This window comes from Sphaerotilus montanus (assembly GCF_013410775.1).
Taxonomy (GTDB): Bacteria; Pseudomonadota; Gammaproteobacteria; order Burkholderiales; family Burkholderiaceae_C; genus Sphaerotilus; species Sphaerotilus montanus.
This window is the reverse complement of record NZ_JACCFH010000001.1, coordinates 4,372,562-4,388,372: the sequence shown is the minus strand read 5'-3', so window position 1 is coordinate 4,388,372 and position 15,811 is coordinate 4,372,562. Positions and strand designations below refer to the sequence as shown.

At 69.4% G+C, this 15,811-nt stretch carries 18 protein-coding genes and 1 pseudogene; 11 read left to right on the top strand and 8 right to left on the bottom strand.

Annotated elements, in window-relative coordinates:
• From BDD16_RS20035 to BDD16_RS20020, 4 genes are read left to right on the top strand one after another with little or no spacing between them, the layout of a single operon-like run.
• Complete coding sequence (locus BDD16_RS20035) at positions 1-600, top strand: superoxide dismutase family protein (RefSeq protein ID WP_375139087.1); 600 nt, start codon at positions 1-3, stop codon at positions 598-600.
• Positions 600-1,697, top strand: coding sequence for a patatin-like phospholipase domain-containing protein (locus tag BDD16_RS20030; protein ID WP_179635557.1), 1,098 nt, complete (start codon positions 600-602; stop codon positions 1,695-1,697). Before BDD16_RS20035 ends, BDD16_RS20030 begins: the two co-directional genes overlap by 1 nt.
• The gene (locus tag BDD16_RS20025) at positions 1,697-2,644 is read left to right on the top strand and encodes an alpha/beta hydrolase (protein WP_246332622.1); all 948 of its coding nucleotides are present in this window, start codon (positions 1,697-1,699) and stop codon (positions 2,642-2,644) included. Before BDD16_RS20030 ends, BDD16_RS20025 begins: the two co-directional genes overlap by 1 nt.
• A 29-nt stretch (positions 2,645-2,673) precedes the next feature.
• On the top strand, positions 2,674-3,564 hold the full coding sequence (locus tag BDD16_RS20020; RefSeq protein ID WP_179636266.1) for a YbgC/FadM family acyl-CoA thioesterase: 891 nt from the start codon (positions 2,674-2,676) through the stop codon (positions 3,562-3,564).
• On the opposite strand, the gene BDD16_RS20015 is transcribed toward BDD16_RS20020, so the two are convergent.
• Genes BDD16_RS20015 through ygfZ form a run of 3 tightly spaced genes read right to left on the bottom strand, consistent with a single transcriptional unit; the run spans position 3,530 to position 5,855 of the window.
• Complete coding sequence (locus BDD16_RS20015) at positions 3,530-4,549, bottom strand: NRDE family protein (RefSeq protein WP_179635556.1); 1,020 nt, start codon at positions 4,547-4,549, stop codon at positions 3,530-3,532. The two genes, BDD16_RS20020 and BDD16_RS20015, sit on opposite strands and share 35 nt — an antisense overlap.
• Complete coding sequence (locus BDD16_RS20010) at positions 4,549-4,875, bottom strand: DUF4936 family protein (protein ID WP_179635555.1); 327 nt, start codon at positions 4,873-4,875, stop codon at positions 4,549-4,551. Before BDD16_RS20010 ends, BDD16_RS20015 begins: the two co-directional genes overlap by 1 nt.
• Positions 4,872-5,855, bottom strand: coding sequence for a CAF17-like 4Fe-4S cluster assembly/insertion protein YgfZ (gene ygfZ / locus BDD16_RS20005; RefSeq protein WP_179635554.1), 984 nt, complete (start codon positions 5,853-5,855; stop codon positions 4,872-4,874). Before ygfZ ends, BDD16_RS20010 begins: the two co-directional genes overlap by 4 nt.
• 47 nt (positions 5,856-5,902) lie before the next feature.
• Between ygfZ and mltG the strand changes: the two genes are divergently transcribed.
• The 7 genes from mltG (at position 5,903) to BDD16_RS19970 (ending at position 11,245) form a co-directional block, all read left to right on the top strand.
• Positions 5,903-6,925, top strand: coding sequence for an endolytic transglycosylase MltG (gene mltG / locus BDD16_RS20000; RefSeq protein WP_179635553.1), 1,023 nt, complete (start codon positions 5,903-5,905; stop codon positions 6,923-6,925).
• Positions 6,922-7,569 (top strand): dTMP kinase, encoded by a 648-nt coding sequence (gene tmk / locus BDD16_RS19995; RefSeq protein ID WP_179635552.1) that lies wholly within the window; start codon positions 6,922-6,924, stop codon positions 7,567-7,569. The genes mltG and tmk overlap by 4 nt, the downstream gene beginning before the upstream one ends.
• The gene (gene holB / locus BDD16_RS19990; RefSeq protein ID WP_375139086.1) at positions 7,566-8,576 is read left to right on the top strand and encodes a DNA polymerase III subunit delta'; all 1,011 of its coding nucleotides are present in this window, start codon (positions 7,566-7,568) and stop codon (positions 8,574-8,576) included. The genes tmk and holB overlap by 4 nt, the downstream gene beginning before the upstream one ends.
• Positions 8,577-8,680: 104 nt before the next feature.
• Positions 8,681-9,061 carry a PilZ domain-containing protein gene (locus BDD16_RS19985; RefSeq protein ID WP_179636265.1) on the top strand — a complete coding sequence of 127 codons (381 nt, stop codon included), beginning with the start codon at positions 8,681-8,683 and terminating at the stop codon, positions 9,059-9,061.
• 12 nt (positions 9,062-9,073) lie between these two features.
• Positions 9,074-9,850 carry a TatD family hydrolase gene (locus BDD16_RS19980; protein WP_179635550.1) on the top strand — a complete coding sequence of 259 codons (777 nt, stop codon included), beginning with the start codon at positions 9,074-9,076 and terminating at the stop codon, positions 9,848-9,850.
• Positions 9,851-9,988: 138 nt separating this feature from the next.
• Positions 9,989-10,654, top strand: coding sequence for a DUF2202 domain-containing protein (locus tag BDD16_RS19975; RefSeq protein ID WP_246332843.1), 666 nt, complete (start codon positions 9,989-9,991; stop codon positions 10,652-10,654).
• Between the two features lie 288 nt (positions 10,655-10,942).
• Positions 10,943-11,245 (top strand): GIY-YIG nuclease family protein, encoded by a 303-nt coding sequence (locus tag BDD16_RS19970; RefSeq protein WP_179635548.1) that lies wholly within the window; start codon positions 10,943-10,945, stop codon positions 11,243-11,245.
• Between the two features lie 9 nt (positions 11,246-11,254).
• Here the strand turns inward: BDD16_RS19970 and BDD16_RS19965 are convergent.
• The 5 genes and pseudogenes from BDD16_RS19965 to BDD16_RS19945 all read right to left on the bottom strand — a co-directional run.
• A pseudogene (locus BDD16_RS19965) lies at positions 11,255-11,746 on the bottom strand (IS3 family transposase); the annotation flags it as partial.
• 15 nt (positions 11,747-11,761) lie between these two features.
• Positions 11,762-13,423, bottom strand: coding sequence for an IS1182 family transposase (locus tag BDD16_RS19960; RefSeq protein ID WP_179632460.1), 1,662 nt, complete (start codon positions 13,421-13,423; stop codon positions 11,762-11,764).
• A gap of 77 nt (positions 13,424-13,500) precedes the next feature.
• Positions 13,501-13,905 carry an IS3 family transposase gene (locus tag BDD16_RS19955; RefSeq protein WP_179635547.1) on the bottom strand — a complete coding sequence of 135 codons (405 nt, stop codon included), beginning with the start codon at positions 13,903-13,905 and terminating at the stop codon, positions 13,501-13,503.
• Positions 13,902-14,225: a transposase gene (locus BDD16_RS19950; protein ID WP_179635546.1), complete on the bottom strand. Its 324-nt coding sequence runs from the start codon at positions 14,223-14,225 to the stop codon at positions 13,902-13,904. The genes BDD16_RS19955 and BDD16_RS19950 overlap by 4 nt, the downstream gene beginning before the upstream one ends.
• A gap of 172 nt (positions 14,226-14,397) precedes the next feature.
• Positions 14,398-15,528, bottom strand: a complete 1,131-nt coding sequence (locus tag BDD16_RS19945) for an IS4 family transposase (protein ID WP_179633879.1) — start codon at positions 15,526-15,528, stop codon at positions 14,398-14,400.
• Between the last annotated feature and the right edge of the window lie 283 nt (positions 15,529-15,811).

Here is a 15,811-nt window from a genome sequence, read left to right as displayed (position 1 = left end):
ATGACCCAGACCAAGCACCCCGCTCGCACCCTGCTGATCCTGTCCACTGCCGTTCTGGCGCTGTCCGGCTGCTCATCCATGAAAGACGGCTTCGGCGCCATGAAGGAAGGCATGGGCTCCATGCGCGATCGCATGATGGGCGACGGCCCCAGCGCCACGGCCAAGCTCGAAGCCACCAAGGGCAACGCCACCAGCGGCACCGTCACTTTCAAGCAGCACGGCGACCATGTGATGGTGCACGCCCGCATCAGCGGCCTGAGGCCGTTCGGCGAGCACGGCTTCCATGTCCACGAAAAGGGCGACTGCAGCAGCGGCGATGGCATGGGCACCGGGGGTCACTTCAATCCGACCGGCAAGCCGCACGGCGCGCCGGACGCCGACCACCACGCAGGCGACATGCCGGCGCTGAAGGCCGATGTGGAAGGCAAGGCCGAGGCCCGCTTCCATCTGGCCGGCGTGACGCTGGGCGATGGTGGCCCGACCGATCTGGCCGGCCGCGGGTTGATCGTGCATGCCGGCCCGGACGACTACAAGACCCAGCCGACTGGCAACTCGGGCGCGCGCATCGCCTGCGGCGTGATCGAGTCCACCAAGCGCTGATGCGCAGCCTCCAGATCCTCGCGGGCCCCCGCGCCCGCCAGCATCTGGCGGCGCATGGGCTGCGTCCTGCGGATGTGCGGGCTGTTCCCGCCGCAGCCGGGGGACCGAAAGGCCTGGTGCTGACACCGATCGACCGCTTCCTGTTCGGCCACTGGCTGCGCGGGGACGGGCCGCCGGTGCACCTGGTCGGCGCCAGCATCGGCGCGTGGCGCATGGCGTGCGCCGCGCTGCCGGACCCGGACGCCGCGCTGGCACAACTGGCCCGCGACTACATCGCCGAAAGCTACGCGCCACCCCGTGGCGAGCGCCAGTCGGCGCGCAACATCAGCCAGCGGTTCAGCGAACTGCTGGACGCGCAGATCGCCGGGCAGCAGGCACAGGTGCTGGCGCACCGGCGGTTCCGGCTCCATGTCGTGACCAGCCGGGGGCGGCACATCCTGCGCCGCGAACGGCGATGGACGACGGCGCCGGGTTACCTGGGCGCCTTCCTCAGCAATGCGGTCAGCCGGCGCTGGCTGGGGAGCTGGCTGGAGCGGGTGGTGTTTTCCGATGCCCGCGAGGCGCTGCCGCTGCCGTTGAACGATCTGCCGACGCGCCATGTGGCGCTGACGACCGACAACCTGCTGCCGAGCATCCTCGGGTCGGGCTCGATCCCGTTCTGGCTCGACGCTGTCCACGACATCCCCGGTGCGCCGCGCGGTGCCTACTGGGACGGCGGCATCACCGATTACCACCTGCACTGGCCCTGGCGCGAGATCGCGGCCACGCCCGACTCCGGCGGGCTGGTGCTCTATCCCCACTTCCAGCCGCGGCTGGTACCGGGCTGGCTCGACAAGGGCCTGCGCCGCCGCCACCGCCCGACGCCGTGGCTCGACAACATGATCGTGCTGGCCCCGACGCCGGCATGGATCGCCACGCTGCCGCGCGGCAAGATCCCCGACCGCGGCGACTTCAAGTCCTGGGGCGACGACCACACCGGGCGCATGCAGGCCTGGACCCGCTCGGTCGCCGAGAGCCAGCGGCTGGCCGATGAACTGGCGCAGTGGCTGCAGGACGGCGGCCCGCTCGACCGCGTCACCCCACTGGAGGCCACCTGATGGGCGCCCACCGACTCACGCCGGCGATGCGCGACCTGCTGCACCGCATCCGCAAGGCGAACCGGCCGCCGCTGCATGCACTCGGTGCCGTCGAGGCGCGGCGGCTCTACGAATCGGCCGCAGAGGTGCTGGAGCCGCCGCGCGCGCCCTTGCCGCGCGTCGAGACGATGGTCCTGCCCGTCGGTCCGGGCATCGAGCGACCGGCGCGACTCTACGCACCCCAGCCGCGCGAGGCCGGTGTCCTGCCCGTGCTGCTGTACCTGCACGGTGGCGGTTTCACGGTCGGCAGCCTGGAGACGCACGACAGCTTGTGTCGCCAGCTCGCGCTGCGCAGCGGTGTGGCCGTGGTGGCGCTCGACTACCGGCTGGCGCCGGAGCACCGGTTTCCCGCTGCAGTCGAAGATGCCTGGGGCGCCCTGCAGTGGCTGGCGCGCCATGCCGACACGCTCGGACTCGACGGCGCGCGGCTGGCCGTTGGCGGCGACAGCGCTGGTGGGACGCTGGCCGCCGTGGCCGCGCTGATGGCGCGCGATGCGGATCTGCCGCTCGCCCTGCAACTGCTCATCACACCCGGCACCACGGCCCATGCCGACACGGCCTCGCACGCCCGCTATGCCGAGGGGTTCCTGCTCGAAAAGGCGGGCATCGACTGGTTCTTCGACCAGTACATCGACCACGCCCACCGCACCGACTGGCGTTTCGCCCCGCTGCTGGCGGACGACCATGCCGGTCTGGCACCGGCCTGGATCGGCCTGGCCGAATGCGATCCGCTGGTCGACGAGGGCGTGGCCTATGCCGATGCGCTGCGCATGGCGGGGGTGCCCGTCGCGCTGGAGCTGTACAAGGGGGTGACCCATGACTTCATCAAGCTCGGCCGGGTGATTCCCGAAGCAGCGCTGGCGCAGCAGGCGATCGCCGAGGTCTTGCGCGCGGCGCTGTATCCTTGAATCCGAATGAAACCGACAAGGAGTGGGACATGGCGTTGCGCGGCAGTTTTCGTTTTTCGCACCGACTCCGGGTGCGCTGGTCCGAAGTCGATCTGCAGCAGATCGTCTTCAACGGGCACTACCTGAACTACTTCGACACCGCGGTCTCGGAGTACTGGCGCGCCATGGCCTTGCCCTACCAGGCGACGATGGCGCGGCTGGGTGGAGACCTCTATGTGCGCAAGGCCACGCTCGACTACCTGGGCAGTGCCCGCTACGACGATCTGATCGACGTGGCGATTCGCTGCGAGCACATCGGCAACACCTCGCTGCGCCTGCGCTGCGCGGTGTTCCGCGCCGAGAAGCTGCTGGTGACGGGCGATCTGGTCTACGTGTTCGCCGATCCCGCCACGCAATCCAGCCGGCCGATACCTGCCGAGCTGCGCGAGATGCTGCTGGATTTCGAGGCCGGCGCGGAGATGCTGGACGTGCAGGTCGGCCATTGGGACGAGCTGGGCGTGTCGGCGCAGGACGTGCGCGCAGAGGTGTTCGTGCGGGAGCAGGGCATTCCGCTCGACCTGGAGCTCGACGAGGCCGACCACAGCGCCGTGCACGCCCTGGCGCTCAACCGCATGGGCATGCCGCTGGCGACCGGGCGGCTGCTCCCGCACGCGCCTGGCGTGGCGCGGCTGGGCCGCATGGCGGTGATCGCGCCGATGCGGGGCAGCTCGGTCGGGCGCCGGGTGCTGGAGGCGCTGCTGAACGCGGCGGCTGCGCGGGGCGACCACTCGGTGGTGCTGCACGCGCAGTTGTCGGCGGCCAGTTTCTACCGGCGCTTCGGCTTCATTGAGCACGGGCCGCACTTCGAGGAAGCGGGCATCGTGCATGTCGAGATGGTGCGCACGCTCAGCCCTTCGGCGCCCTGGGCCGTGCCGGCTTGAGCAGGCTGCGCACCCGTGGCTGGATGACACGGGGCGACGCGGCGGACGCATCGGTGCCACTGTCATGCTCGTCCAGCGCCGCGTCGGACACCGGGGAGACGACGCTGCCCAGCGACACGCGGCTGCGGTGGTCGCTGGCCAGCACCGGTTCGGTCTGGTAGCGCGGTGGCCAGTCTTTCAGCGTGGCCCGGCGCATCAGGGCCAGGCCAGGCCCCGCGGGGTAGCTGCGTTCGTAGACCTGGGTGATCAGGTGCCGCCCCATGCGCTCGGTGATGAGCACGGTGGAGCAGCGTGTGCCGTAGCGACCGTCCGGTGTCCGGATGAAGGCCGGCGAGAGCATGCGCTCCAGTTCCTGCGATACGCCGGTCGAGGGCAGTTCCTCGTCACGTGCCAGCGTGGTATCGGTCAGAGCGTTGAGGAGGGTCTGCGCGAGGGCATCTGCGCCGGGTGCCGCGGTGGCGGTGGCCGTGGCCTGCAGGACGGCGTCGCTCAGTTGCTGCTTCAGGCGCAGGACCTTGGGCCAGGGTTCGTCCAGATGCCCGTTCGATAACGCGAACACGCCACCTTCCAGTCGCGTCGGCGATGCCCGTGCGCTGCTGAGCCACCAGCAGTCGCCGCGGGCAAAGTCGGCGGCGATCAGGTTGAAGCCGTTGTGGCCAGTGAGCGCGGTGCGCACCCAGAACCGGTCGGGGCTGGCGGTGGTGGTCAGCCAGTCGGGAATGATCGCGCCGCGTGTGGGCGCCTGCGGATCCTGGCGCGATGGATCACGGATGTTGGTCAGCAGCCCGAGCCGGCCGGCGGCGGTCAGTCCGAACCAGGTGCCTCCGGCGCTCAGGTCGCGTCCGGAGAGGATTTCCGTGTCGCTGCCCGGGCGGGTCCACCAGCCCAGCCGGGCTGTGGAGCGTTCGAAGAACTCGTCGCGGTTGGCTGCGAGGACCAGCGGAAAGCGGCGGCTGTGGTCAAGGGCAAGGGCTGCAAGGCACATCAGAGGGCACCGCGGTCAGGCAGCGAGGCAAAGACTTCGACATGCCGAGGTCCCACACGCACGCTCGGCCACGGCATCAACATCTCACAAATATGGGCCACGGTCGATGCGTCAAGTCCCCCGGGTGCACGATGAATTTCCATCCAGGTGAGCATTTCATCACGATTTTCCAGACGCTGGAGCCATTGACTCTGCAGCGCCGGAAACCGTTCCTGCAGCTTTTCCTGCACGGCGAACAGTTCGGTCTGTGCCTGCCCGCTGTCGGCGCGTGGCACGCGGTAGTAGACGTACAGCTCGCCGCCGGACACGGACACTGACATGGTCATGCAGTCTCGGCGTCGTGCGGCAGGGCGTAAGGCAGCGGCAGCATCTGGAGCAGCGGGCCGTCCGGCTGACCGAGGTGCAGCGCGCCACTGCGGGTCACCGCGATCTTCAGTTCGGCCAGCGCCAGGTGGCGCGCACCGTCTGCGGCCGTGCGGGCGAGCACGCCGGCGGGCTGGCCCGGGTCCTCGCTCCAGAACACCTCCTGTGCCGGCGCCATGGCGGCATCGCCCGACAGCAGGAAGGCGCGCCGCTTCAGCTTGCCCAGATAGTGGCTGCGCGCGACGATTTCCTGGCCCGGGTAGCAGCCCTTCTTGAAATCGACCCCGCCGACCAGCTCGTAGTTGAGCATCTGCGGCACGAACTGGCCGGAGGTCGCGGCCACGACCGGCACCACGCCCGAACGCACTTCCAGCTGCTGCCACTGCGCCATGTCCAGCGCGGGCAGGGCGCCGAGCACGTCCTGCGCCTGCGCGGCAGGGCCGATCCACAGCCAGCGGTCGATCGCCGCGCCGCCCAGGCCGCTGTCGGGCAGGCGAATCACTGCGGCACCGTCCCGGTCCAGCTTGTCCCAGGCCTGCGCCGGGGCGTCCGCACCGAGCCAGGCGGCTGCCGGCGCACCGGCCAGGCCGAGCACGGTCAGCTCGGCGCTGGCATCCGACAGGCGCGCCTTGGCGCGCATCACGAACATCGACAGCCGCTTGAGCGTCGGTGCCAGCACGTCGGCGCTGCACGCCAGCCAGTACTCCTCGGCACCCACGCGGGTGTAGACGAAGCTGGCGAGCATGCGGCCTTGCGGCGTGCAGTAGGCGCCCAGGCGGGCATGGGCCAGATCGAGCCGGCTGACGTCGTTGCTGAGCTGTCCATGGAGGAAGGTCGCCGCATCCGCCCCGACGGCGCGGATGACGCCCCAGTCCGGCAACACGCAGGCGCCGCTGGAACGGAGTTCAGCGGATTGAGCAGGAAATGCAGTGGTGGTGTCCATCCGCTCATTATCATCAGCACCATGCATTCTTGTGACTTCACGCGCTGATGGCCTCGGGTCGTCGCTCCCCGTCGGGCCGCGCCACGCTGTGGCTGGGCCGTGGCCTGTTGCTGCTGGCCGTGCTGCTGGCTGGCTGCTACTGGTGGATCCAGCATCCGATGGGCGGTCCCGAGACGCCGGTGGATCTCGAGGTGGAGTCCGGCGAGTCCGCCCGGCAGGTGGCACAGGCGACCGCCGATGCGGGTGTGGCGGTGTCGCCGTGGCTGCTCTACCAGTGGTTCCGCTGGTCCGGCCAGTCCCGGCAGATCCGTGCCGGCAGCTACGAGATCCAGCCCGGCACCTCGCCGGCACAGCTGCTGCGCAAGCTGGTCGATGGCGACCAGTCGCTCGCCCGGCTGCGCCTGATCGAAGGCTGGACGTTCCGCCAGATCCGCGCGGAGCTGGCCCGCACGCCGACGCTGCGCGTCGAGTCCGCGACCTTGTCCGACGAAGCGCTCATGGCGGCGCTCGGTTCCCCCGGACTGTCGCCGGAAGGGCGCTTCTTTCCCGACACCTACAGCTACGCCAAGGGCAGCAGCGATCTGGCCGTGCTGCGCCGCGCCCACGCCGCGATGCGCAAGCGGGTCGAGACGGCCTGGAGCCAGCGCGAGGCGGACAGCCCGCTGAAGTCGCCGGACGAGCTGCTCACGCTGGCGTCCATCGTCGAGAAGGAAACCGGCCGTGCCGAGGACCGGCCGATGGTCGCCAGCGTGTTCGTCAACCGGCTGCGGCTGCGCATGCCGCTGCAGACCGACCCGACCGTGATCTACGGGCTCGGCGAACGCTTCGACGGCAACCTGCGCCGCAAGGACCTGCTGGCGGATACCCCCTACAACACCTACACCCGCGCCGGTCTGCCTCCCACGCCGATCGCCATGCCGGGACGCGACTCGCTGATGGCCGCAATCCAGCCTGCCAGCAGCAAGGCGCTGTACTTCGTTGCACGCGGGGACGGCACCAGCCAGTTCAGCGAGACGCTGGCCGACCATAATCGCGCCGTCGACAAATTCCAGCGCAAGGCCGCACGTTGAGCGAAGTTCACCATCTCCCCAGTCCCGCCGGCTGCTTCATCACCACCGAAGGCATCGACGGCGCGGGCAAGACCACCCAGATCGACCGCATCGCCGCCCGCTGGCAGGCAGCCGGTCACGAAGTGGTGCGCACCCGCGAACCGGGCGGCACACCGCTGGCCGAGGCCCTGCGCGAGCTGCTCCTGTCGCGCGACATGGATCCGCTCACCGAGGCGCTGCTGGTGTTCGCGGCCCGGCGCGACCACCTGCGCAGGGTGATCGAGCCGGCGCTGGCGCGCGGTGCCGTGGTGCTGTGCGACCGCTACACGGACGCGACGTACGCCTACCAGGGCGGAGGCCGCGGCTTCGACCTGGCCACGCTGGCCCAGTTGGAAACCTGGGTCCAGGCGGGTCGGCAGCCGGACCTGACGCTGTGGTTCGACCTGCGCCCGCAGGAAGCGGCCCGGCGCCGCGCGGGGGCGCGGGCGCCGGACCGGTTCGAGGCCGAGCAGCTGGCGTTCTTCGAGGCGGTGCGGGCGGGCTACGCGCAGCGCTTCGCGGCGCACGGGCCGCACGGCGCGCGCGTGGCGCGGCTGGACGCGGAGCAGCCGCCCGAGGCGGTGGCCGCGCAGATCGACGCCGTGCTGCGGGCGCGCGGATGGTGAGCGCCGCACTGCCGTGGCTGCAGGCGCCGCTGGCGCGCACGCTGGCCAGCGCGCGGGCGCACCACGCGCTGCTGGTGCAGGGGCCGGCCGGGGTGGGGCAGCTGGCGTTCGCGCTGGAGCTGGCGCGGGCCTGGCTGTGCGAACACCCGGGGGGCGCGCGCGGCGGGCCGGCCTGCGGGCAGTGCCGCAGCTGCCACCTGGTCGACGAGCGCAGCCACCCGGACCTGCGGCTGATCGTGCCGGAGGCGCAGCGCGCCGAGGCCGGCCTGCCCGAGGACGGCGCCGCGGCCGAGGAGGGCGCCGGCAGCAAGAAGACCCGCAAGCCCAGCCGCGCGATCCTGATCGAGCAGATCCGCGCCGCGCTGGACTTCAGCGCGCTCACCGCCGCGCGCGGGGCGCACAAGGTGGTCCTGGTCTACCCGGCCGAGGCGCTCAACGCGGTGGCGGCCAACGCGCTGCTGAAGACGCTGGAGGAGCCGCCCGGGGCGATGCGCTTCGTGCTGGCCAGCGGCGACGCGCAGGCGCTGCTGCCCACCCTCCGCAGCCGCTGCCAGCCGGTGGCGCTGGCGGCCCCCGCGCGCGAGGAGGCGCTGGCCTGGCTGCGCGGGCAGGGCGTGGCCGAGCCCGAGCCGCTGCTCGACGCCTGTGGCGGCCAGCCCCTGCGCGCGCTGGAGCTGCAGCGCGCGGGGCTGGACGCGGCCGCCTGGCGCCAGTTCCCGCAGTGGATCGCGCGCGGCGACAGCGCGGCGGTGGCCGGCTGGCCGCTGCCGGTGCTGCTGGACGCGCTGCACAAGCTCTGCCACGACCACGCGCTGGCCACGCTGGGCGCGCCGGGGCGCTACTTCCCCGGGGCGCGCCTGGCGCCCGGCGCGGGCCTGGCGCGGCTCACCGAAGCCGCCGCCTGGCTGCGCGCGCAGACCCGCCACGCCGACCACCCCTGGAGCGCCGCACTCGCCACCGAGGCCCTGGTGCAGGGCACCCGCGCGCGGCTGCAGCCCGGCCCCTGATCCCCATCGACCCCCGACCGACCCGACCCGACCCGACCCGCCCCCCAGTCAGCCCAGCCATGAGCGAATCCATCCCCCCCACCCGCACGGGCCATTCCGGCGCCATGCCGCTGCAAGGCGCCGCCCCGCAGACCGCCAGCGTCGCGCCGCGGCCCAGCGTGATCCAGCTGGTGTTCAAGGAAAAAGGCGCGCTCTACGCGGCCTACATCCCGCTGTTCTCCGAGGGCGGGCTGTTCGTGCCCACCAGCCGCGAGTACCGGCTCGGCGACGACATCTACCTGCTGCTGACGCTGCCCGACGACCCGCAGCGCTACCCCGTGCCCGGGCGCGTGGCCTGGATCACGCCGCCGAACGCCTCGGGCGGGCGCACGCAGGGGGTGGGCGTGCGCTTCCCCGTGGACGAGAAGACCCGCGTGCTGCGCGTGCGCATCGAGGAGCTGCTGGGCACGTCCATCCAGTCCGCCAAGCCCACCCAGACCATCTGAGCGGAGTGGAGCATGTACATCGACACCCACTGCCACCTCACGTTCCCCGAGCTGCAGGCCCGCTGGCCCGAGATCCAGCAGGCGATGGCCGCGGCGCAGGTCACGCGCGCCATCGCCATCTGCACCACCATCGAGGAGTTCGACACCGTGCACGCGCTGGCCGCGGCGCACCCGCAGCTGTGGTGCACGGTGGGCGTGCACCCCGACAACGAGGACGTGCACGAGCCCGACGTGGCCGAACTGGTGGCGCTGGGCGGGCGCGACAAGGTGGTCGCGGTGGGCGAGTGCGGGCTGGACTACTACCGGCTGGGCACGCGCACCGTGGCCGACATGGGCTGGCAGCGCGAGCGGCTGCGGGTGCACGTGCGCGCGGCGCGGGCGCTGGGCAAGCCGCTGGTGATCCACACGCGCAGCAGTTCGGCGGACACGCTGGCGGTGCTGCAGGAGGAGGGCGCGGACGCGGTGGGCGGCGTGTTCCACTGCTTCACCGAGACGGCGGAAGTCGCGCGCGGGGCGCTGGCGATGGGCTTCCACATCTCGTTCTCGGGGATCCTGACGTTCAAGAACGCGATCGAGCTGCGCGAGGTGGCGCGCGAGGTGCCGCTGGAGCGCTGCCTGATCGAGACCGACAGCCCCTACCTGGCGCCGGCGCCGCACCGGGGCAAGCTGAACACGCCGGCGCTGGTGCCGCTGGTGGCGGCCGAGCTGGCGCGGATCAAGGGGCTGGACGTGGAGGAGGTCGCCCGCGTCACCGGCGACAACGCGACGCGGCTGTTCGGGCTGGGGTGAGCGGGGGCGGGGGCGTGGGCGCATTGCGCTGACGCAATGCGCCAGATACCTGCGGGGGTATGGTTCATCCAACACCACTTTGCCGGGATGAACAAGATGACACCGTACCGCCGCATTTTTCAGACCGTGACCGTGACCATGGCTGCCGTGCTGGGCCTGTTGTCGAGCGGCTGCGGAGGGGGGTCTTCCGACGCGGGCATGTCGCCGCTGGCGGTGGGGGCTGACGGGACGTCCAGCTTCAGTGCCGAGGTGCTGGTGGCGCGGCTGGACGGCTACGCGCTGGCGCCGCTGTCGAGTGCCGAAGCGGCCAGTCTGGCGTACATGCGCGAAGAGGAGCAGCTCGCGCACGACGTCTACGCCGTCAGCGCGACGCTGTACGCGCAGCCGATCTTCGCCAACATCACCGCGAGCGAGGCCACACACGCGGCGGCCGTGAAGGCGCTGCTGGACCGCTACGGGCAGCCCGATCCGCTGGAGGGGCTGGCCGCGGGCACGTACAAGACGGCGGCCTTCCAGGCGCTGCACGACGCGCTCGTGGCGGCCAGCCGGGTCAGTCTGGTCGAGGCGCTGAAGGTGGGGGTGGAGATCGAGGAGCTGGACATGCGCGACATTGCCGCGCAGCAGGTGGGCATCGACAACGCCGACATCCTGATGGTGTACGACAACCTGCTGCGCGGCTCGCGCAACCACCTGCGGGCCTACATGAAGGTGCTGACGCAGCAGGGCGGCAGCTACGTGCCCCAGTACATCAGCCAGGCCGAGTTCGACGCCATCGTCCAGTCGGCCACCGAGACGGGCGGCTGACCTACACCCCCGCCCCCGTCATTCCCGCGCCCACCCTCGTCATTCCCGCGAAAGCGGGAACCCACGCACGCATCCACGCCACGTGGGCTCAGCGGGTGGGTCCTCGCATTCGCGAGGATGACGAAGTGGTTCGCGAGGATGACGAAGTGGTTCGCGGGGATGATGAAGTGAGCCCCCGTCATTCCCGCGAAAGCGGGAACCCACGCACGCACCCACCCCCACCCAACCCCCACCACATCCCCCTTCAGCGGGACAGCATTCCCCCCCGATCCGCGCTCCACTGAGCGCATGCCCCCCGACCACCAGCCCGCCGTCTACCTCCTGGCCAGCCAGCGCCTGGGCACGCTCTACATCGGCGTCACCTCGCACCTCGTCCAGCGCATCTGGCAGCACCGGGAAGGGCTGGCGGACGGCTTCACCGCGCGCTACGGCGTCAAGCGCCTGGTCTGGTTCGAGCCGCACGCGACGATGCCCGAGGCGATCGCGCGGGAAAAGGCGCTCAAGCACTGGCGGCGGGCGTGGAAGATCGCGCTGATCGAGCAGCGCAACCCGGGGTGGCGGGATCTGTGGGGGGAGATCACCGGGGGGTGATTGTCCTGGTCAAGTTATTTCGCACAGCCCGATAGGTTGTGTGATTGCCGATTGATGCTCGAAGGCATTGGGTGGCAAGTTGCCCAGTGTGGAGTGCAGACGCACGCTGTTGTAGAAGCTGACGATGTAGTCGGCGATGTCGCTCGTGGCCTCGGCATGGTTGGCGTAATCGCGCTGCCAGACGCGCTCCATCTTGAGGTTCAGGAAGAAGCGCTCCATCACCGCGTTGTCCCAGCAGTTGCCCTTGCGGCTCATGCTGCCGACCAGGCCGTGTCTGGCCAGCAGCGCCTGATGCGCCGCGCTGGCGTACTGGCTGCCGCGATCCGTGTGGACGATCAAGCCCGGCGCAGGTTGGCGCTGCACGATGGCCAGTTGCAACGCCCGGCACACCAGCCCGGCCTGCATGTCCGGGGCCATCGCCCAGCCCACCACCTTGCGCGCAAACAAGTCCAGCACCACCGCCAGATACAGCCAGCCGCTGCGCGTGCGGATGTAGGTGAGATACCGTTGGCGAATTCAAGTCCCCCTGGGGTTCAATCGAGCGAAGCGGGAGATGCGAGTGGCAGCCCGTTTGGGCCTGTCGTCGAGCCAGGCCACGACACGAGCAGTGTTGATGCCGACGGCTGCCAGTACCTGTTGCAACCCTGTCTTGGCCATGCCGATGTAGCGGCTGCGACGCATGCCAAATGCCCGCACCCCCTGCGACAGGGTTCCCTCGACACCCGCACGAACACGATAGCGTTGCTTCCATTCGGGATCGTGCATGCGTGCCCGCGCAGCGTTGAGCGCCTCGTACTGCTCACGGGGATGGAAGAACAAAGTTCGGCGGGCCGCCTTGGACGTCGTGCAGGACGGTCGTGCCTCACAGGAGCCGCAGTCGGCACGACCGAACCGGACATGGATGCGCGTTTGCCCAGCCGTGTCTGACTTGGTGCTCCATCCGACCGAGACGTGCCCCTGAGGACAGGTGACCTGCTCTCGCGCCCAGTCGATCGCGAAGTGCGGCAGGTCGTATCCCTGCTCGGCTTTGACAGCCTTGGCTGACAGTCCTCGCACAGGCCCCTGCAGCGAGACACCATGATCGCGCTGACTGGACACGAGCAGTTCGGCATTGACGTAGCCCGAGTCGACGAAGTGCTCGTCGGGCAGCAATTCTCGCTGTGCCAGCCGCGCATGAATGCTCGCCAAGGCGTTCATGTCGGGTTCCATGGCCGGACGCGTCTCGACATGGGTGATCAGATTCACTGCCGTGGCTTCGCAGGTCTCGGTCACATGCACCTTGTAGCCCGACCATTCCATGCCGCGCTTGGTGCTGTAGTGCATCTCTGGGTCGTAAGGAGTCTGGATGCGCTCGCCGACCGGTGGCAGCTCTGCACCGTCACGCCAGCGCAGCGTGCCGTCGGCGCCTCGGTCGAAATAGGTCCACAAGACCTGCCGCAGCAGGGGCAGTGTCGGCACCTGGCCTGCTGCCGGTGGTGCGGAGGGCTCGTCCAGTGCTGCCAGCAAGCGCACTCCGTCCGCGCCGACTTGCTGTGCGTAGGCCTCTCGTTTGGGCCGGCTCCCGCCAGGCAGCCGCCAATCTTCGGCTCGACGCGCATAGCGTTCGAACCACTCCGGCTGTGCCACCTCGCCGAGCCACTCGGGTGCTGCCACCGCCAGCTCGTTCAGCGTGGCTCGCAGCGTCTCGGTGGTCAACTCCAGTAGCCGCAGATCGCGCACTGCCGCCAGCACATGTGTGCTGTCCGTGCGCTGCCGTCCACGGGCCTTGAGCAGCCCGCGGGCCTTGAAATGCGCGAGCATCCTGTCCAGCAGCAGGTGCTCGGCTTCCGCCTTGAGCAGTCGGTCGCGGAACTCCGTCAGCACGCTGAAGTGAAATCCAGGATCTGTCAGCTCCAACCCCAGCGCGTACTTCCAGTCGATGCGCGAGCGCACTGCATCGGCAGCTTGGCGATCGCTCAGGTGCTCCAGGAACTGGAAGACGGTCACCAGGGCCAGCCGCCAGGGCGCCAGACCGGGTTGTCCTCGACGGGGATAGAGCGAGGCGAAGTCTTCATCGCGGTACAACTCGGTGAACCCGTCGCGCAGGCGCGTGATCGTCGTGCCGCGCGGAAACGCCGCTCGGGCCACACGTTCGGTCTCGGCGGGGATGGCTTCTATCGGGCTGGGCTTCAGACTCATCGGTGGGCTCCCATCACATCGCTTCGATCTGCAAAGCTTGTGTGAATCCATCGATTTTTGCAATTCGCCGACGGTATCTAGGTGATGTCGGCGACCCAGGCCTGATCGGGCCGCGTCGGGTTGAACTGTCGGGCCAGCACATTGGGCGAGATCGGCAGCGCGTGTTTGCTGTCGGTCGTGTGCACGAACTTGCGCTTCCACGTCGAGCGCAGACCATGCTGGCACATCAAACGGCGCACGCGGTAGATCCCCATGACGATGCCACGCGAGGCCACCGCCGTGCGCAGCCGTCGGCTGCCGTACGCCCCGCCGCTGGCCGCAAATGCCGCCTTCAGTTGCACGCTGGCCTCGCACACCGCCGGCTGCATTCGGCTGCGCCTGCGGGCCGCGTAGTAGCCCGAGCGGCTGATGCCCAGCACCCGGCAAACCTGCTCCACCACCGCGGCCTTCTCTTGCAGTTGCCCGACGAGCTTGAAGCTCATCGCAGTTCCCGGGCAAAGAAGGCCGATGCTTTTTTTAAAACTTCTACGTCGCCCCGGAGTTGCTTGTTCTCGGCTTCGAGCTGGCGGATGCGCTGGTGCTCCGCCGTCAACGGCTTGCCGATGCCAGGCTGCCCCAGCTGTTCCGCATCGGCCTGTGCCAGCCAGCGCCGCACCGCCGTCTCGCCCAGCTTCATGTCCCGGCAGACCTCGCCAATGCCCAGGCCCTGCGACCGGATCATCTGCACGATCTGCAGCTTGAAGCTCGCGTCAAAGACTCTTCGTTTCGTGTTCGTCACGTTCGTTGTCCAGGTGATTTCCACCTATCGGTGTGTGCGAAATCATTAGACCAGGACAGATCGCGTGGGCTGCGTGGGCGCGGCGGGTGGGTCCTCGCATTCGCGAGGATGACGAAGTGGTTCGCGGGGATGACGAAGTGAGCCCCCGTCATTCCCGCGCAAGCGCACTGCTGTCCGGGTAACGTCCACGCCCCCCTCAAGGGGGCACGCATACAGGCATGAGGGCTTGCTCGCAGGGCTCGAACAGGCCGTATCGCCAGCGCTGCAGCAGCACCCACAAGTCGGTGGTGCTGCGGCTGGCCTGCTGGTGAAGCATCAACAGGACATGGGCGATGAAGGCTGCGTAGATCTGGAGGTGAGCGGCGTGCTCGTTGGTGCCCCAGGTACGGCGGATGGCCAGGTGCTGCTTGATCCACTTGAACAGCAGCTCGATCTGCCAGCGCGAGCGGTAGAGATCGCCGATCTCGATGGCGGTGCGCTCGAAGTCGTTGGTCACCAGCACGAGCAGGCGTGCATCGTCGGTGCGTAGCCGGATGCGGCGCAGCACGAGCGGCTCGCGCCATGTCTTGCCGCTGCGGGGATGGCGCCAGCGGCGGGCGATGCGCTCGTCGTCAAGGATGCGCCCGCGGGCGGTCTCGGGCACGGGCAGTGCTTCGAGGACGACCATGCCCGCGTTGCGCTTGAGCCGGGTGACGAACTTCACCCCCTGCCGGATCATGCGCGCCCACCATGCGTAGTCACAGTAGGCACGGTCGAACACGCAGGTCGTCCCCGGCTGGATCTCCCACTGGCGCGCCTGCACCACATCGTTGACGTTGGGGGCGCTGATCTCGCAGCGCGAGATGGCGTGCGTGGCTGCGTCGCATTGCACATGCACCTTCACGCCCTGCGTACGCCGGGTCTTCGTGCCCAGCGTCCAGACGTCGAAGCCCCGCCCCTTGAGCGTCAGCGGCGTCGAGTCGATCAGCGAGGTCGCCCCCAGCACACGCTTGTCGCGGCAGCCGTCGAGCTGACGGATCAGCCCTTGCAGCACCTGCGACAGCACCGTCGCCGACCCGGCGCGCCGGTTGCCGTCCGACAGCGTCGAGCGGCGCAGTTCGTGCGTCTGCAGTGCAGCCAGACGGGCCTTGTGCGCATTGAAGCTCTGCAGTGCTCCACGCAGGCTGGGTGCCTGCACGAACTGCCCGTGCAGCATCACCAGCAACTGATCCCACACCGTCAGCGCGCCCTTGCCATAGCGTTGTGCGCCGTGTTCACGCGCCAGCCGGTCCACGTCCGACTTGGCCAGTGGCTTCAACAACGCCTGCAGTCGTGTCATGCTTTGCATGTTGCGGCTCCTCGACAACTGAGTTGGTCCTCAGTGGGTTCGATAGCCCTTCATGTCGAGGGCCGCAACTCCGCCGATCAAGCTCTGGAGACTTTGGGCTTCGCGTTTTACCGGACAGCAGTGCGCGCAAGCGGGAACCCACGCCCGCACCCCACGCACACCGCATCAGGCGGATATTCTGTAAATATTACCCGCCGTACATTTTCAATTGAATGCAGGTAATTGTGCATAAATGCCTCCGACCGTGAACAGGCCACTTTGGCCGTGCATTAAACCCGGTGCT